Source organism: Streptomyces africanus, from assembly GCF_030816955.1.
Taxonomy (GTDB): Bacteria; Actinomycetota; Actinomycetes; order Streptomycetales; family Streptomycetaceae; genus Streptomyces; species Streptomyces africanus.
Map to the genome: position 1 here is coordinate 7,525,039 of NZ_JAUSYP010000001.1, position 16,763 is coordinate 7,541,801.

Below are 16,763 nucleotides of genomic sequence, written 5' to 3' on the forward strand. Positions count from 1 at the left end.
GGCGGAGTGAACAGAGGGACGAGCGAAGGGGGGAAGGGGAAGTGCCGGATCGCGGCTCTAATTAACCCACTGGGTAGTTAGTAGGCGGTGGCTAGGGATGCTGCGCCCGTGTGCCGTCGGTGTCAAGGGGTCGTGCGCCGGGCCTTCGGTGCCGGGCGTTCAATCCGCCGCGCGCTCCGCCGTCAGATAGGCGATCACCATGTCGCCCAGCATCGTGCGGTAGTGCGCGCGCTGCGCCGGGGCGACCAGGTCGCGGCCGAACAGCGCGCCGAAGGTGTGCCGGTTGGAGACCCGGAAGAAGCAGAAGGAGGAGATCATCGCGTGCAGGTCGACGGCGTCGACGTCCGCCGTGAACAGCCCTGACCTGCGGCCTTCCTCCAGGATGCGGCGGATCACGTCCAGGGCGGGGGAGCCGATCCGCCCCAGCTTCTCCGAGGCGGCGATGTGCTGCGCCTCGTGGATGTTCTCGATGCTGACCAGGCGGATGAAGTCCGGGTGCTGCTCGTGGTGGTCGAAGGTCACCTCGGCCAGCCGCCGGATGGCCGCCACCGGGTCCAGGTGCTCGACGTCGAGTTGCTGCTCGGCCTCCCGGATCACACCGTAGGCCCGTTCCAGCACGGCCGTGAACAGCTGTTCCTTGCCACCGAAGTAGTAGTAGATCATCCGCTTCGTGGTGCGGGTGCGGGCGGCGATCTCGTCCACGCGGGCCCCGTCATAGCCGGCCCGGGCGAACTCCTGCGTGGCGACGTCGAGGATCTCGGCCTGGGTGCGGGCGGCGTCACGGACGCGCTCGCGCTCGCCAGGGCGTGCCGGTTCTTCGACGCTGGTCATCAGGTTCCTTCGGGCGGAGGGGCCGGTGCCGGTGATTCTAGGAGCAGGGGCCTCGTCCCGCCGGGGGCTTCCCGTGGTCGAGCTCGGCTGATATAGCTAACGTACTAGTTCGTACATTAGTGAGCCGCTCGGGAGGCCCGTGTGCCCAAGGACTCGTATCTGGTCGGACTGATCGGTTCCGGCATCGGCCCGTCACTCAGCCCGGCGCTGCACGAGCGGGAGGGCGACCGGCAGGGCCTGCGCCTGCTGTACCGGCTGATCGACATCGACCCGCTCGGGGTGCCGCCCGAGGCGGTGGGCGATCTGGTGCGGGCCGCCCGCGACCTCGGGTTCGACGGGCTCAACATCACGCACCCCTGCAAGCAGCTCGTCATCGAGCACCTGGACGCACTCGCCCCGCAGGCCGAGGCGCTGGGCGCGGTCAACACCGTGGTCTTCGAGGACGGCCGCGCGGTCGGCCACAACACGGACGTCACCGGTTTCGCCGCGTCCTTCGCACGCGGGCTGCCCGACGCGCGGCTGGAGCGGGTCGTGCAGCTGGGCGCCGGCGGCGCGGGCGCGGCCGTCGCGCACGCCACGCTCACCCTCGGCGCCGAGCGGGTCACCGTCGTCGACGCCCTGCCCGAACGGGCCGCCACCCTGGCCGACTCCCTGAACCGCGCCTTCGGCCCGGGCCGTGCGGCCGCCGCGCCCCCGGACCGGCAGGCGCGGCTCCTCGCGCACGCCGACGGCATCGTCCACGCCACGCCCACCGGCATGGCGGCCCACCCCGGCCTGCCCCTGCCCGCCGAACTGCTCCACCCCGGGCTGTGGGTCGCCGAGGTGGTCTACCGCCCGCTGGAGACCGAACTGCTGCGCACCGCCCGCGCGCTGGGCTGCGCCACGCTCGACGGCGGCGGCATGGCCGCCTTCCAGGCCGCCGACGCGTTCCGCCTGTTCACCGGCCGGGAACCCGACGCCGCGCGGATGCTGGCGGACCTGACCGAACTGGCCGGAGCCGTCGGGGCACGCAACTAGAAAGAGGTACCGACGTGCGTACGTCCATCGCCACCGTCTCCCTCAGCGGGTCCCTCACCGAGAAGCTCACGGCCGCCGCCCGGGCCGGTTTCGACGGGGTGGAGATCTTCGAGAACGACCTGCTGGCCAGTCCCCTCACCCCCGAGGAGATCCGCGCCCGCTGTGCCGACCTCGGCCTCACCGTCGACCTGTACCAGCCGATGCGGGACATCGAGGCCGTCCCCGAGGACGAGTTCGCCCGGAACCTGCGGCGGGCCCGGCACAAGTTCGAGCTGATGCGCAGGCTCGGCGCCGACACGGTCCTCGTCTGCTCCAGCGTCTCCCCGCGGGCCCTGGACGACGACGCCCTCGCCGCCGAGCAGCTGAGCCGGCTCGCCGGCATGGCCCAGGAGTTCGGCATCCGGGTGGCCTACGAGGCGCTCGCCTGGGGGCGGCACGTCAGCACGTACGACCACGCCTGGCGCATCGTCGAGTCGGCCGGGCATCCCGCCCTCGGCACCTGCCTGGACAGCTTTCACATCCTCTCGCGCGGCTCGGACCCCAAGGGCATCGAGGACATCCCCGGCGAGAAGATCTTCTTCCTCCAGCTCGCCGACGCCCCGCTGCTCGCCATGGACGTCCTCCAGTGGAGCCGCCACTACCGCTGCTTCCCCGGCCAGGGCGGCTTCGACATCGCCGGTCTGGTGCGGCACGTGCTGCGCGCCGGCTACGACGGGCCGCTCTCCCTGGAGGTCTTCAACGACGTCTTCCGCCAGGCCGAGGCCGGTCCGACCGCCGTCGACGCCCGGCGTTCCCTGCTGGTCCTCCAGGAGACGGTGGGCCGGGCCGCCCTGCCCGAGCCCGTCGTCCCCACCGGCGTCGCCTTCGCCGAGCTGGTCACGCCCGACGCCGAACCCCTCACCGTCCTGCTCGGAGCCCTGGGCTTCGCCCGCACCGCCCGTCATCGCGGCAAGCCCGTCGCCCTGTGGGAGCAGGGGGACGCCCGGATCCTCGTCAACACCGGGCCGGCGGTCCGCCGCGACGGCGCCCAGCTCGCCGCGATCGGGCTGGAGTCACCGGATCCGGCCGCGGCGGCCCGGCGGGCCGAGGCGCTGCTGGCTCCCGTCCTGCCGCGCCGCCGGGCACCCGAGGACGCCCCGCTCGACGCGGTCGCCGCCCCCGACGGCACGGAGCTCTTCTTCTGCGCCACGGGCCGTCCGGGCCTGCCCGACTGGCGGGCCGACTTCGAGGACACCGCCCCGGCACCCACGTCCGCGAATGTCCGGGGAATCGACCATCTCGCCCTCACCCAGCCCTGGCACCACTTCGACGAGGCGGCCCTCTTCCACCACGGGGTGCTCGGCCTGCACGCCCAGGAGAGCGTGGACGTCGCCGACCCCTACGGCCTGCTGCGCAGCCGTGCCGTGACCAACGCCGACGGCAGCGTTCGGATCGCCCTCACCGTCGGCGCCGCGCCCACGGACGACACCGTCCACGCCCAGCACATCGCCCTGGCCACCGACGACGTGGTCGCCTCGGCCCGCCGCTTCCGGGAGGCCGGCGGCGCTCTGCTGCCCGTCCCGGCGAACTACTACGACGATCTCGCCGCCCGCTTCGAGTTCGCCGACGGCGAGCTGGAGACCTACCGCGACCTGGGCATCCTCTACGACCGCGACGCCCACGGCGTCTTCCGCCACTGCTACACGCGCACCGTCGGCCGCGTCTTCTTCGAACTGGTCCAGCGCGACGACGGCTACCGGGGCTACGGTGCCCCGAACGCCCCCGTCCGGCTGGCGGCACAGCACACGGCTCGGGCGCTCACTGGCGGCTGACCGACCGGGTGATGCCGGTGACGACCGTCGTGGCGAGGATCCAGCCCGTGAGCACCAGGGCGTAGGAGAGCCACTGGTACCCGTCGGTGGGGGCGAACGCGCCCTCCTGCCCGAAGGAGATCACCGGCAGAAGCAGGTCGAGCGTGTAGAACACCGGGTTGAACTGCGGGGCCTCGTCCGCCTTCAGCGGCTCAGGGTGGTGCAGTGCGTAGGCCAGAGAGCCGATCACCAGCAGCGACACCAGCCAGCCGGCGGCGCGCAGGGGCCGGAAGCCGTAGCCGACGGCCGCGTCCTGGACGTAGCCCCACAACCGGCCGTACCACGGCAGGGTGCCGCGGCGGCGGCGCTGCTTGGCGAGCTGGACGACGCGGGCGGCGTCGTCGTCACCGATCCGGCGGTAGGCCGCGGTCAACTGCTCGTAGGCGTGCGGGACATAGCCCTCCCGGTCCCGCTCCAGCATCGCCAGGCGCCGCTCGGCGGGCTCGTGCGGGGTGAGGGAGGTGTAGACGAGACTGTTGAGCAGGACCTCCCCGGGGACCACGTCCGGTTCGAGGAACAGGACGTCCAGCTGGGCGCGGCGCAGGTTGAGGGTGCCCGTCATGGGCGGGCTCCTGCGCAGCCAGAGTTCTCCCACCGTGCAGCTGCTGGCGCGCAGCGCCGTGTCACCGGGGTTCGCCAGCCGCGCGTGGGAGAGGTCGAGGCGGCCCGCGATCCGGGCGCCGCGCAGGCCGATCCAGCCGAGGACGTCCACGTCGCGCAGCAGGACGTCGCCCTCCACCGTGAGCGTCTCCGCGTCGAGGGCGGCCTCACCGGTACCGGCTTCCAGCCGCGCCTGGTTGAGGACGATCGTCCCGGCGATCGAGGCACCCGTCAGGCGCACCTCGCCGCGGGTGCGCAGGTCCTGCGCCGACAGACCGTCGCCGATGGTCACGTGGTTGAGCTGGAGCGCCGGCTGATCGGTGGGCCGTTCGTCGATCTCGGCCCTGTCCATGAAAAGCGCGCCGGAGATCTGCGCCCCGCCGAGCCGGACAGGCCCCTCGAACAGGCAGTCCGACATGCGCAGCACGCCGTCCACGCGGAGGGTGGCGGCGTCCAGCCCGGGCAGGACGGAGTCGCGCAGGTTCAGCTGCCGCAGCCGCGCCCCGTACAGGACGGGGACGTCCTCGAAGTAGCAGTCGCTGAGGCGCACGGCGTGGTCGACCTCTGAGTACTTGAGGTCCAGCACGCCCGTGATCCGCGCGCCCGCCAGCCGGAGGGCGGCCGTCTCCCCGTCCTCCTGCGGGGCGCTCAGCAGCAGGGCCCGCACCACGGCCGCCCGTACGGTCCGTTCGGGTCCCCAGTCCGCGCCCCGCGCCGGGTCCTCGTCCGTCGGCCCCCGGAAGTCCACGTCGTCCCCGCGCGGAAAGGCCCGCCACACCCGCTCCTCGGCAGGCGTCATGTCGTCGATCTGCATCGACGGGGACTCTGACGCGCCCGGCCGGAGGCTGTCAACTCACCTCCGGCCGGGGCCGGTTACGCCCTGACGTTCCACTCCGCGATCACGGGCCGCCCGTGCTCGGTCGACAGCCGGCTGACCGTGCCCGTCTCCAGCCGGAACAGCCGCCCCTCCGACGGCGGCAGGCCCAGCCGGCGAGCCGTCAGGACGCGGAGGAAGTGGCCGTGCGCCACCAGCAGCACATCGCCCTGGGGCAGCGCGTCGGCCACCCGGGACAGCACCCGGTCGGCGCGCTCGCCGACCTCCTCGGGGGACTCGCCCGGCTTGCCGTCGGGGCCGGGCGGGCCCCCGTCGGTCCACAGGTCCCAGTCGGGGCGGGTGCGGTGTATCTCCTCGCTGGTGACGCCCTCGTAGGCGCCGTAGTACCACTCGTGCAGGTCCGCGTCCCGCACGGCCCCCGTCAGGCCCGCGAGTTCGGCGGTGCGCACCGCACGGCCGAGCGGGCTGGTGAGGACCAGTGCGAAGGAACGGCCCGCCAGGAGCGGAGCCAGCGACTTGGCCTGCTCCTCACCGTTCGGGGTGAGGGGCAGGTCCGTGAAGCTGGTGTGCTGTCCGCTCCGGCTCCACTCCGTCTCGCCGTGGCGGACCAGCAGCAGATCTCCCACAGTGCTACGCCTTCTTCGCGGACTCGACGGCATGCCCGCCGAACTGGTTGCGCAGCGCCGCGATCATCTTCATCTGCGGGGAGTCGTCCTGCCGGGAGGCGAACCGGGAGAAGAGGGAGGCGGTGATCGCGGGCAGCGGCACGGAGTTGTCGATCGCGGCCTCCACGGTCCAGCGTCCCTCGCCGGAGTCCTGGGCGTAGCCCCGCAGGCCCTCCAGGTGCTCGTCCTCGTCGAGCGCGTTGACCGCGAGGTCCAGCAGCCAGGAGCGGATGACCGTGCCGTCCTGCCAGGAGCGGAACACCTCGCGGACGTTGTCCACGGAGTTCACGGCCTCCAGCAGCTCCCAGCCCTCGGCGTAGGCCTGCATCATCGCGTACTCGATGCCGTTGTGGACCATCTTCGCGAAGTGCCCGGCGCCCACGCTGCCCGCGTGGACGAAGCCGTACGGGCCCTCCGGCTTGAGCGCCTCGAAGATCGGCCGCAGCCGGTCGACGTACTCCTTCTCGCCGCCGACCATCAGGGCGTAGCCGTTCTTCAGGCCCCACACGCCGCCCGAGACACCCGCGTCGACGAAGCCGATGCCGCGCTTGCTCAGCTCCTCGGCGTGCTTCTCGTCGTCCGTCCAGCGGGAGTTGCCGCCGTCGACCACCGTGTCGTACGGCTTGAGGAGGTCCGCCAGACGGTCGATGACGTGCTGGGTGGGGTCGCCGGCCGGGACCATGACCCAGACCGTGCGCGGCGCCTCCAGCTGGTCGACGAGGTCGGCCAGACTCGTTACGTCGGACTTGTCCGGGTTGGTGTCGTAGCCGATGACGGTGTGGCCGGCGTTGCGCAGGCGCTCGCGCATGTTGCCGCCCATCTTGCCGAGACCCACAAGACCGATCTGCATGTCAGTTCACTTCCCGAAGATTGCGGTAGGCGGCCACCAGCGCGGCCGTGGACGGGTCGAGACCGGGGACGGAGCCCGCCGCGTCAGCGGCTGATGCAAACGTCTCGGTCAGGGCGGGCTCGACGCGCTTGGCGAGCACCTTGCCGAGCTCGACGCCCCACTGGTCGAAGGAGTCGATGTTCCAGACGGCGCCCTGCACGAACACCTTGTGCTCGTAGAGGGCGACCAGCTGGCCGAGGACCGACGGGGTCAGTTCGGTGGCCAGGATCGTCGTGGTGGGGTGGTTCCCCTGGAACGTGCGGTGCGGCACCTGCTCCTCGGGCACGCCCTCGGCCCGCACCTCCTCGGCGGTCTTGCCGAAGGCGAGCGCCTGCCCCTGCGCGAACAGGTTGGCCATCAGCAGGTCGTGCTGCGCCTTCAGTTCGTCGCCGAGCTCGGCCACGGGCCGCGCGAAGCCGATCAGGTCGGCCGGGATCAGCTTGGTGCCCTGGTGGATCAACTGGTAGTAGGCGTGCTGCCCGTTGGTGCCGGGCGTGCCCCACACGACCGGCCCCGTCTGCCACTCCACGGGGTTCCCGTCACGGTCCACCGACTTGCCGTTGGACTCCATGTCGAGCTGCTGGAGGTAGGCGGTGAACTTCGACAGGTAGTGGCTGTACGGCAGGACGGCGTGCGACTGGGCGTCGTGGAAGTTGCCGTACCAGATGCCGAGCAGGCCCATGATGAGCGGGGCGTTGGCCTCCGCGGGGGCGTTGCGGAAGTGCTCGTCGACGATGCGGAACCCGTCGAGCATCTCCCGGAAGCGGTCCGGCCCGATCGCGATCATCAGGGACAGGCCGATCGCGGAGTCGTACGAGTAGCGGCCGCCGACCCAGTCCCAGAACTCGAACATGTTGTCGACGTCGATGCCGAAGTCCGCGACCTTCTCGGCGTTCGTGGACAGCGCCACGAAGTGCTTGGCGACCGCCTTGTCGTCGCCCCCGAGGCCGTCCAGCAGCCAGGAGCGCGCCGAGGTCGCGTTCGTGATCGTCTCGATCGTGGTGAAGGTCTTGGACGCGACGATGAACAGTGTCTCCGCCGGGTCCAGGTCGCGGGTGGCCTCGTGCAGGTCGGCGCCGTCCACGTTCGACACGAAGCGGAACGTCAGTTCCCGGGCGGTGAACGGCCGCAGCGCCTCGTAGGCCATCGCCGGGCCCAGGTCGGAGCCGCCGATGCCGATGTTGACGACGTTGCGGATCCGCTTGCCGGTGTGTCCGGTCCACTCGCCCGAGCGCACCCGGTTCGCGAAGGCGGCCATCTTGTCGAGCACGGCGTGCACACCCGGGACGACGTTCTCGCCGTCGACCTCGATCACCGCGTCACGCGGGGCGCGCAGCGCGGTGTGCAGCACGGCCCGGTTCTCGGTGACGTTGATCTTCTCGCCGCGGAACATGGCGTCCCGCAGCCCGGACACGTCGGTGGCGGTGGCCAGCTCCTGGAGCAGGGCCAGTGTCTCGTCGGTGATCAGGTGCTTGGAGTAGTCGATGCGCAGGTCGCCCACGTGCACGACGTAGCGCTCGGCGCGCCCCGGGTCCGCCGCGAACAGCTCACGCAGGTCCGGCTGCGGCAGGGCGTCCTTGCGGTGGTCCTCCAGGGCGGTCCACTCGGGCCGCCGCGTGAGCTTGGGGGAGCCGGAGGGGGTGTCAGACATGAGCAGGGGTCTCCTCGGTTGCCTCGCCGTTCAGGGCGATGGCGTACATCTCGTCCGCGTCGAGGCGCCGCAGCTCCTCGGCGATGAGTTCGGAGGTGGCACGGACCTTCAGCGCGAGGGTGCGGGAGGGCTGGCCCGGCAGGGTCAGCGTGGCCAGCGGTCCCTCGGGGCGGTCGATGACGATCTCGCCGTGCTCCGTGCCCAGCCGGACCGCCGTCACGACCGGCCCGGCGGTGACCACCCGGTCGACCCGGACGTGCAGCCGCGCCTCCAGCCAGCGGGCCAGCAGCTCGGCGGCCGGGTTCTCGGCCTCGGCCTCGACGGCCGCCGAGATCACCTTCGCGCGGGCCTGGTCCAGCGCCGCCGCCAGCATCGAACGCCAGGGCGTCAGCCGGGTCCAGGCGAGGTCGGTGTCGCCGGGCGCGTAGGAGCGGACCCGGGTCTCCAGCATCTCCAGGGGGTTCTCCACCGCGTACAGGTCGGTGATGCGCCGCTGGGCCAGCGCCCCGAGCGGGTCCTTCGAGGGCACCTCCGGCGCCTCCATCGGCCACCACACCACCACCGGCGCGTCCGGCAGCAGCAGCGGCAGCACCACCGAGTCGGCGTGGTCGGACACCTCGCCGTAGGTCCGCAGCACCACGGTCTCGCCGGTGCCCGCGTCGGCGCCGACCCGGACCTCGGCGTCCAGCCGGGACTGGGTGCGGTCGCGCGGGGTGCGGGCGTGCCGCTTGATGACGACCAGGGTGCGCGAGGGGTGCTCGTGCGAGGCCTCCTCGGCCGCCTTGATCGCGTCGTAGGCGTTCTCCTCGTCCGTGACGATCACCATCGTCAGGACCATGCCCACGGCGGGGGTGCCGATGGCGCGGCGGCCCTGCACCAGCGCCTTGTTGATCTTGCTTGCCGTGGTGTCGGTCAGGTCGATCTTCATGGCCTGCGCCAGCTCCGTCCGTCTCGTGCGAGCATCTCGTCGGCTTCCGCGGGTCCCCAACTGCCCGAGACGTACTGCGCGGGCCGGCCGTGCGTGGCCCAGTACTGCTCGATCGGGTCGAGGATCTTCCAGGACTCTTCCACTTCCTGGTGACGGGGGAACAGGTTGGCGTCGCCCAGGAGGACGTCCAGGATCAGCCGTTCGTACGCCTCGGGGCTCGATTCGGTGAACGACTCGCCGTAGGCGAAGTCCATCGTCACGTCCCGGATCTCCATCGACGTACCCGGCACCTTGGAGCCGAACCGCACCGTCATGCCCTCGTCCGGCTGGACGCGGATGACGATCGCGTTGGAGCCCAGCTCCTCGGTCGCCGTGGAGTCGAAGGGGGAGTGCGGGGCCCGCTGGAACACCACCGCGATCTCCGTCACCCGGCGGCCCAGCCGCTTGCCGGTGCGCAGGTAGAACGGCACGCCCGCCCAGCGGCGGTTGTCCACCTGGAGCTTGATCGCGGCGTAGGTGTCGGTCGAGGAGGCCTGGTCGATGCCCTCCTCCTCCAGATAGCCGCGGACCTTCGTACCGCCCTGCCAGGCCGCCGCGTACTGCCCGCGCACGGTGTGCCTGCCCAGGTCCTCCGGCAGCCGCACGGCCCGCAGCACCTTCAGCTTCTCGGTGAGCAGCGACGCCGCGTCGAAGGCGGCGGGCTCCTCCATCGCGGTGAGCGCCATCAGCTGCAGGAGGTGGTTCTGGATGACGTCACGGGCGGCGCCGATGCCGTCGTAGTACCCGGCCCGGCCGCCGATGCCGATGTCCTCGGCCATGGTGATCTGCACATGGTCGACGTACGACCGGTTCCAGATCGGTTCGAACATCTGGTTGGCGAAGCGCAGGGCCAGGATGTTCTGGACGGTCTCCTTGCCCAGGTAGTGGTCGATACGGAAGACCTGCTCCGGGTCGAACACGTCGTGCACGATCGAGTTGAGCTCCTCGGCCGACCTCAGATCGTGTCCGAACGGCTTTTCGATGACCGCGCGCCGCCAGGCGCCGTCGGGGGCGTTCGCCAGCCCGTGCTTCTTCAGCTGCTGGACGACCTTCGGGAAGAACTTCGGCGGCACCGAGAGGTAGAAGGCGTAGTTGCCGCTGGTGCCCCGTGAGGCGTCCAGCTCCTCGACGGCGGAGCGCAGCTGCTTGAACGCCGTGTCGTCGTCGAAGTCGCCCGGGATGAAGCGCATGCCCTCGGCGAGCTGCTGCCAGACCTCCTCGCGGAACGGGGTCCGCGCGTGCTCACGGACCGCGTCGTGCACCACCTGCGCGAAGTCCTGGTCCTCCCAGTCCCGGCGGGCGAAACCCACCAGGGAGAAGCCAGGCGGCAGCAGGCCGCGGTTGGCCAGGTCGTACACGGCCGGCATCAGCTTCTTGCGGGACAGGTCGCCGGTCACACCGAAGATGACGAGCCCGGACGGGCCCGCGATCCTGGGCAGACGGCGGTCGCGCGGGTCGCGCAGGGGATTGGCGAAGTCGGTGCCGCCGTACTCCGAGCGCGGTGCGGCCCGGCCGCTCACCCCGGTCTGCTCGACCCCGGCGGCCTCCTGCGCCGCCCGGGCCTCCTTGTCCTCCTTGGTTCCGATGGTCTCCTGCTCGGCCGTCTGGGGGATGCCCTCAGTCATTCCGCGTCAACTCCCTTGCTGTTCAAGGACTTGGTGACCGCATCCAGCAGGTCCTGCCAGGCCACCTCGAACTTGGCGACGCCTTCGTCCTCCAGTTGCCGCACCACCTCGTCGTAGGAAATGCCGAGCCGCTCGACGGCCGCCAGGTCGGCACGCGCCTGGGCGTAACCGCCGCTGACGGTGTCGCCCTGGACGTCACCGTGGTCGGCGACGGCGTTCAGCGTGGCCTCCGGCATGGTGTTGACCGTGCCGGGGGCGACCAGCTCGTCCACGTACAGGGTGTCCTTGTAAGCGGGGTCCTTCACACCGGTGGAGGCCCAAAGGGGGCGCTGCCGGTTCGCGCGGACACCGCCCAGGGCCTGCCAGCGCGGCCCGGCGAAGACCTGTTCGTACGCCTCGTAGGCGAGCCGCGCGTTGGCCAGGGCCGCCCTGCCCTTCAGGGCGAGGGCCTCGTCCGTGCCCAGCAGCGTCAGCCGCTTGTCGATCTCGGCGTCGACGCGGGAGACGAAGAAGGACGCGACCGAGTGGATGGCCGCCAGGTCGAGACCGGCCGCCTGTGCCCTCTCCAGGCCGGCGAGGTAGGCGTCCATCACCTCGCGGTAGCGCTCCAGCGAGAAGATCAGCGTCACGTTCACGCTGATGCCCGCGCCGATCACCTCGGTGATCGCCGGCAGGCCGGCCTTCGTCGCCGGGATCTTGATCATCACGTTGGGGCGGTCCACCAGCCAGGCGAGCTGCCGGGCCTCGGCGACGGTGGCCGCCGTGTCGTGGGCCAGCCGCGGGTCGACCTCGATGGACACCCGGCCGTCCCGGCCGCCGGTCGCGTCGTACACCGGCCGCAGGACGTCGGCGGCGGCCCGGACATCGGCCGTCGTCATCATCCGTACGGCCTCGTCGACGGTGACGCCCCGCACCGCCAGGTCGGCGAGCTGCTCCTCGTAGCCTTCGCCGGAGCCGATCGCGGCCTGGAAGATGGACGGGTTGGTGGTGACGCCGACGACGTTCCTCGTCGCCACGAGCCCGGCCAGGTTGCCGGACTCGATCCGTCGGCGGGACAGGTCGTCCAGCCAGATCGACACGCCCTCGTCGGACAGGCGCTGGAGTGCTCCCGCGCTCGCGGTCGCTTCGGTCACAGTGATCATCTTCTTTCGGGCGGTCGGATCAACCGCGCGCAGCGGCGAGGGATTCCCGGGCTGCGGCGACGACGTTCTCGGGGGTGAAGCCGTACTCGGCGAACAGGGTCTTCGCGTCGGCGGAGGCACCGAAGTGCTCCAGGGAGACGATGCGTCCCGCGTCCCCCACGAACCGGTGCCAGGTCAGGCCGATACCGGCCTCGACCGCGACCCGGGCCTTCACGGACGGCGGCAGGACGCTGTCCCGGTACGCGCGGGGCTGCTCCTCGAACCACTCCACGGACGGCATGGACACGACCCGCGTGGGCACGCCCGCCGCCTGGAGCCGCTCACGGGCCTCGACGGCGAGGTGCACCTCGGAACCGGTGGCGATCAGGATCACCTGCGGCTCGCCGCCTTCCGCCTCGGCGCGCACATAACCGCCGCGTGCCACGTCCGGGTCCGGCTCGTAGGTGGGCACGCCCTGGCGGGTGAGCGCGAGGCCGTGCGGGGCCGGGTCGGTGGTGTGCCGCTTCAGGATCTCGGCCCAGGCCAGCGCGGTCTCGTTGGCGTCGGCCGGGCGTACGACGTTCAGGCCCGGGATGGCACGCAGCGCGGCCAGGTGCTCGACCGGCTGGTGGGTCGGGCCGTCCTCGCCCAGGCCGATGGAGTCGTGCGTCCACACGTACGTCACCGGCAGCTGCATCAGGGCCGACATCCGGACGGCGTTGCGCATGTAGTCGGAGAACACCAGGAAGGTGCCGCCGTAGATCCGCGTGTTGCCGTGCAGCGCGATGCCGTTCATCTCCGCGGCCATGGAGAACTCGCGGATGCCGAAGTGGATCGTCCGGCCGTACGGGTCGGCCTCCGGCAGCGGGTTGCCCTCCGGCAGGAAGGACGACGTCTTGTCGATCGTGGTGTTGTTCGAACCGGCCAGGTCGGCCGAGCCGCCCCACAGCTCGGGGAGGACGGCGCCGAGGGACTGGAGCACCTTGCCGGACGCGGCACGGGTGGCGACCGCCTTGCCCGGCTCGAACACCGGCAGGGCGTCCTCCCAGCCGGCGGGCAGCTCGCCCTTGCTGACCCGGTCGAACGTGGCGGCGCGCTCCGGGTTCTCACCGCGCCAGGCGGCGATCCGCTTGTCCCAGGCGGCGTGCGCCTCGGCGCCCCGGTCCAGGGCCCCACGGGTGTGCGCCAGCACCTCGTCGGCGACCTCGAAGCTCTGCTCCGGGTCGAAGCCGAGGAGACGCTTCGTGGCGGCGACCTCGTCCTCGCCGAGCGCCGAGCCGTGGGAGGCCTCGGTGTTCCGCGCGTTCGGGGCGGGCCAGGCGATGACGGTGCGCATCGCGATGATCGAGGGGCGCCCGGTCTCGGCCTGAGCTTCCTTCAGCGCCGCGTACAGCGCGCGCACGTCGACGTCGCCGTCCTCCCGCGGCTCGATCCGCTGGACGTGCCAGCCGTACGCCTCGTACCGCTTCAGCACGTCCTCGGAGAACGCGGTCGCGGTGTCGCCCTCGATGGAGATGTGGTTGTCGTCGTAGAGGAAGACCAGGTTGCCGAGCTTCTGGTGGCCGGCCAGCGAGGAGGCCTCGGCGGAGACGCCCTCCTGGAGGTCGCCGTCGGAGACGATGGCCCAGACGGTGTGGTCGAAGGGGGACTCGCCCTCCGGCGCCTCGGGGTCGAACAGACCGCGCTCGTAGCGGGCGGCCATCGCCATGCCGACCGCGTTCGCGACGCCCTGGCCGAGCGGGCCGGTGGTGGTCTCCACGCCCGCGGTGTGCCCGTACTCGGGGTGGCCGGGCGTCTTCGAGCCGTGCGTGCGGAACGCCTTCAGGTCGTCCAGCTCCAGCTCGTAGCCCGCCAGGTACAGCTGCGTGTAGAGGGTCAGCGACGTGTGACCCGGGGAGAGGACGAAGCGGTCACGGCCGGTCCACTCCGGATCGGCCGGGTCGTGCCGCATCACCTTCTGAAAGATCGTGTAGGCGGCCGGCGCCAGGCTCATCGCGGTGCCGGGATGGCCGTTTCCGACCCGCTGGACGGCATCGGCCGCCAGCACACGGGCGGTGTCGACGGCACGCCGGTCGAGTTCGGTCCATTCGAAGCTGTCCGCTGTCTGCGTGCTCATCTTCAAGAAGTCCTCGATAGGAGCGAAGTGGCTGGTCTGACGTCTTCAAAACTAAAAGTCTGACTTTTTCGACGGAAGGTCGCCGTGTGCCAGCCTGTGGTGAAAGTGGGACACCCGAAGGCAGCGCGGCGCGCGAACGGGGCGGCACGAGGCGGACATGGCGGATATGGCGGATATGGCAGACAGAACCATCCAAGGCGGCGACGGGATCAGAACGTTCCCCTTCCCGGTCGAGCTGAGTGTCGGCGGCGTCGGCATGCAGGTCGGCCCGATGGGCACCGGCCGCACCTGGCACGCCGACGCGCCGCTGGAGCGCGTGCACCGCATCGACTTCCACGTCGTGCTGCTGTTCGGCGAAGGCCCGGTCCGGCACATGGTCGACTTCACCGAGTACGAGGCCACGGCCGGGGACCTGCTGTGGATCCGCCCGGGGCAGGTCCACCGCTTCTCCCGCACGAGCGAGTACCGCGGAACCGTGCTGACCATGCAGCCGGGCTTCCTGCCCCGCGCGACCGTCGAGGCCACCGGCCTGTACCGCTACGACCTGCCGCCGCTGCTGCGCCCCGACGCGGCCCAACTCGCCGGTCTGCGCGACGCGCTCGGGCAGCTGCGACGCGAGTACGAGGACACGGAGACGCTGCCGCTGAGCCTGCACACCGCCGTCCTGCGCCACACGCTGACGGCGTTCCTGCTGCGGCTCGCCCATCTCGCCGCCAGTACGGCGGAGTCGGTACGGCAGACGTCCGACTCCACGTTCACCCTCTTCCGGGACGCGGTGGAGCGGGACTTCGCCACCAACCACAGCGTCAGCGCCTACGCCGACGCGCTCGGCTACTCCCGCCGCACCCTGGTCCGCGCGGTCCGCGGCGCGACCGGGGACACCCCCAAGGCCTTCATCGACAAGCGCGTGGTCCTGGAGGCCAAACGGCTCCTGGCCCACACCGACCTGCCGATCGGGCGGGTCGGGGCGGCGGTCGGCTTCCCCGACGCCGCGAACTTCTCCAAGTTCTTCCATCAGCACACGGACCAGACGCCGGCGGCGTTCCGGGCGGAACTGCGCTGAGGACACAGCTGAGGACACGGAGGCCGGGCAGCGAAAAGGGGCTCCACGCGCGCGTGGAGCCCCCTGCCGGGGATCGTCAGTGCCCGAAGGTGAACCAGTTGACGTTCACGAAGTCCGCCGGCTGCCCGCTCGTGAAGGTCAGATACACGTCGTGCGTGCCCGTCACGGAGGCGATGTTCGCCGGAACGGTCCGCCATGACTGCCAGCCGCCGGTGTTGCCCACGGCGAAGCTCCCGACGGGCGCGTTGCTCCGGCTGTCCAGCCGCACCTCGACCAGTCCGCTGACGCCGCCGGCCGCACCGCTCGCGACCCGGGCGCTGAACTGCCGGGCCGCGGTGGAGCCGAAGTTCACGCCCTTGAAGTGCAGCCAGTCGCCATTGGCCAGCGCGCCGACGTTCTGACCGCCGCCGGAGTCGGACGTCGTCTCGGTCATCACACCGGACTGGCCGTCGTAGGACTCGGCCTGGATGGTGGAGTAGGCGTCGCGGTTGCCGGTCGGAGGAGGCGTGGTGCCGCCGCCGGACGACAGGACCTGGACATAGTCGACGACCATCGCGTGACCGGGCTGCGTCCCCGCGTCCGGGCCGCCGCCGAACGCGTCCGGGAAGCCGCCGCCCATCGCGACGTTCAGGATGATGAAGAAGCCGTGGTCCGTGGCGTTCCGCCAGGTCGTCGCGTCGACCTGGTTGGCGCGCACGGTGTGGTAGTTGACGCCGTCGAGGTAGAAGCGGATCTCCTCGACGCTCGTCGAGCGGTCCCACTCCATCCGGTAGGTGTGGAAGCCGGCCTGGCAGGTGGTGCCCTGGCAGGTGGTCGAACTGCCGATGCCGCTGGTCTCGTTGCAGGGGCCGCCCGGCGAGGTGCCGCAGTGCATCGTCGCGAACACCGTGTTCTGGCCCTGGGTGTTCTCCATGATGTCCAGCTCGCCGACGGCCGGCCAGTTCCAGTAGTTGCCGCGGTAGGGGGAGCCCAGCATCCAGAACGCGGGCCAGTAGCCCTTGGCCGCGGCCCCGGTGACGTTCGGCACCTGGATGCGCGACTCCACGCGGAGCTTGCCGCCGGCCGGGGGCTGGAAGTCGGTGCGGTTGGTCTCGATGCGGCCGGAGGTCCAGTTGCCGCCACTGTCCCGCCGTGGGGTGATGCGGAGGTTGCCGTTGCCGTCGAGCGCGACGTTGTCGGTGCTGCTCGTCATCGTCTCGATCTCGCCGGTGCCCCAGTTGGCGGGGCCGCCCGGGTAGCCCTTGCCGGTGGCGTACTGCCAGTTGGAGGTGTTGACGCCGCTGCCGGCCGGGCCGTTGAAGTCGTCGAGGAAGACCTGGTTCCAGCCCGACGGGGGCGGCGGGGCGGAGGCGCTCGCGGAGGGCGTCGCGGCGGTGGCGGCGACGGCGGCGAGGCCGAGCGTACTGACGACGGCGACGAGCGCCCGCCGGAACGGGCGCCGTGCGCGGGGTCTGCCGGAGGTGTCACTCATGTGGGGATGCCTCTCGGATACGGGTACGGGTGCGGGAACGTGAGAGCGCTCTCAGAGTGTCG

At 71.3% G+C, this 16,763-nt stretch carries 13 protein-coding genes; 3 read left to right on the plus strand and 10 right to left on the minus strand.

Features of this window, described 5'->3' with window-relative positions:
- Positions 1–159: 159 nt before the first annotated feature.
- Positions 160–831 (minus strand): TetR/AcrR family transcriptional regulator, encoded by a 672-nt coding sequence (locus QF034_RS34545; protein ID WP_086560197.1) that lies wholly within the window; start codon positions 829–831, stop codon positions 160–162.
- Between the two features lie 141 nt (positions 832–972).
- Between QF034_RS34545 and QF034_RS34550 the strand changes: the two genes are divergently transcribed.
- Positions 973–1,848, plus strand: a complete 876-nt coding sequence (locus tag QF034_RS34550) for a shikimate dehydrogenase (protein WP_307178605.1) — start codon at positions 973–975, stop codon at positions 1,846–1,848.
- A 14-nt stretch (positions 1,849–1,862) separates the two neighbouring features.
- Positions 1,863–3,659: a bifunctional sugar phosphate isomerase/epimerase/4-hydroxyphenylpyruvate dioxygenase family protein gene (locus QF034_RS34555; RefSeq protein ID WP_307178606.1), complete on the plus strand. Its 1,797-nt coding sequence runs from the start codon at positions 1,863–1,865 to the stop codon at positions 3,657–3,659.
- Here the strand turns inward: QF034_RS34555 and QF034_RS34560 are convergent.
- The 8 genes from QF034_RS34560 to tkt are packed head-to-tail and all read right to left on the minus strand — an operon-like array spanning position 3,646 to position 14,167.
- Positions 3,646–5,112, minus strand: coding sequence for a membrane-associated oxidoreductase (locus tag QF034_RS34560; RefSeq protein ID WP_307178607.1), 1,467 nt, complete (start codon positions 5,110–5,112; stop codon positions 3,646–3,648). The two genes, QF034_RS34555 and QF034_RS34560, sit on opposite strands and share 14 nt — an antisense overlap.
- Positions 5,113–5,171: 59 nt before the next feature.
- Positions 5,172–5,759: a histidine phosphatase family protein gene (locus QF034_RS34565; RefSeq protein ID WP_307178608.1), complete on the minus strand. Its 588-nt coding sequence runs from the start codon at positions 5,757–5,759 to the stop codon at positions 5,172–5,174.
- A gap of 4 nt (positions 5,760–5,763) precedes the next feature.
- Positions 5,764–6,648 carry a phosphogluconate dehydrogenase (NAD(+)-dependent, decarboxylating) gene (gene gnd / locus QF034_RS34570; protein WP_307178609.1) on the minus strand — a complete coding sequence of 295 codons (885 nt, stop codon included), beginning with the start codon at positions 6,646–6,648 and terminating at the stop codon, positions 5,764–5,766.
- A 1-nt stretch (position 6,649) separates the two neighbouring features.
- On the minus strand, positions 6,650–8,338 hold the full coding sequence (gene pgi / locus QF034_RS34575; protein ID WP_307178610.1) for a glucose-6-phosphate isomerase: 1,689 nt from the start codon (positions 8,336–8,338) through the stop codon (positions 6,650–6,652).
- Positions 8,331–9,266 (minus strand): glucose-6-phosphate dehydrogenase assembly protein OpcA, encoded by a 936-nt coding sequence (gene opcA / locus QF034_RS34580; protein WP_307178611.1) that lies wholly within the window; start codon positions 9,264–9,266, stop codon positions 8,331–8,333. Before opcA ends, pgi begins: the two co-directional genes overlap by 8 nt.
- Positions 9,263–10,930, minus strand: a complete 1,668-nt coding sequence (gene zwf / locus QF034_RS34585) for a glucose-6-phosphate dehydrogenase (RefSeq protein ID WP_307178612.1) — start codon at positions 10,928–10,930, stop codon at positions 9,263–9,265. Before zwf ends, opcA begins: the two co-directional genes overlap by 4 nt.
- On the minus strand, positions 10,927–12,072 hold the full coding sequence (gene tal / locus QF034_RS34590; RefSeq protein ID WP_307178614.1) for a transaldolase: 1,146 nt from the start codon (positions 12,070–12,072) through the stop codon (positions 10,927–10,929). The genes zwf and tal overlap by 4 nt, the downstream gene beginning before the upstream one ends.
- A gap of 19 nt (positions 12,073–12,091) precedes the next feature.
- Positions 12,092–14,167, minus strand: coding sequence for a transketolase (gene tkt, locus QF034_RS34595; RefSeq protein ID WP_307178615.1), 2,076 nt, complete (start codon positions 14,165–14,167; stop codon positions 12,092–12,094).
- A gap of 175 nt (positions 14,168–14,342) precedes the next feature.
- Between tkt and QF034_RS34600 the strand changes: the two genes are divergently transcribed.
- Positions 14,343–15,230, plus strand: a complete 888-nt coding sequence (locus QF034_RS34600; RefSeq protein ID WP_307178616.1) for a helix-turn-helix domain-containing protein — start codon at positions 14,343–14,345, stop codon at positions 15,228–15,230.
- Between the two features lie 76 nt (positions 15,231–15,306).
- On the opposite strand, the gene QF034_RS34605 is transcribed toward QF034_RS34600, so the two are convergent.
- Positions 15,307–16,701: a glycoside hydrolase family 16 protein gene (locus QF034_RS34605; protein WP_307178617.1), complete on the minus strand. Its 1,395-nt coding sequence runs from the start codon at positions 16,699–16,701 to the stop codon at positions 15,307–15,309.
- Positions 16,702–16,763 lie beyond the last annotated feature (62 nt).

Bases quoted from the DNA above. Each gene is read 5' to 3' on its own strand.
- QF034_RS34545 (WP_086560197.1), bottom strand. From the start codon at position 831: ATGACCAGCGTCGAAGAACCGGCACGCCCTGGCGAGCGCGAGCGCGTC.
- QF034_RS34560 (WP_307178607.1), bottom strand. From the start codon at position 5,112: ATGCAGATCGACGACATGACGCCTGCCGAGGAGCGGGTGTGGCGGGCC.
- gnd (WP_307178609.1), bottom strand. From the start codon at position 6,648: ATGCAGATCGGTCTTGTGGGTCTCGGCAAGATGGGCGGCAACATGCGC.
- pgi (WP_307178610.1), bottom strand. From the start codon at position 8,338: ATGTCTGACACCCCCTCCGGCTCCCCCAAGCTCACGCGGCGGCCCGAG.
- opcA (WP_307178611.1), bottom strand. From the start codon at position 9,266: ATGAAGATCGACCTGACCGACACCACGGCAAGCAAGATCAACAAGGCG.
- zwf (WP_307178612.1), bottom strand. From the start codon at position 10,930: ATGACTGAGGGCATCCCCCAGACGGCCGAGCAGGAGACCATCGGAACC.
- tal (WP_307178614.1), bottom strand. From the start codon at position 12,072: ATGATCACTGTGACCGAAGCGACCGCGAGCGCGGGAGCACTCCAGCGC.
- tkt (WP_307178615.1), bottom strand. From the start codon at position 14,167: ATGAGCACGCAGACAGCGGACAGCTTCGAATGGACCGAACTCGACCGG.
- QF034_RS34600 (WP_307178616.1), top strand. From the start codon at position 14,343: ATGGCAGACAGAACCATCCAAGGCGGCGACGGGATCAGAACGTTCCCC.
- QF034_RS34605 (WP_307178617.1), bottom strand. From the start codon at position 16,701: ATGAGTGACACCTCCGGCAGACCCCGCGCACGGCGCCCGTTCCGGCGG.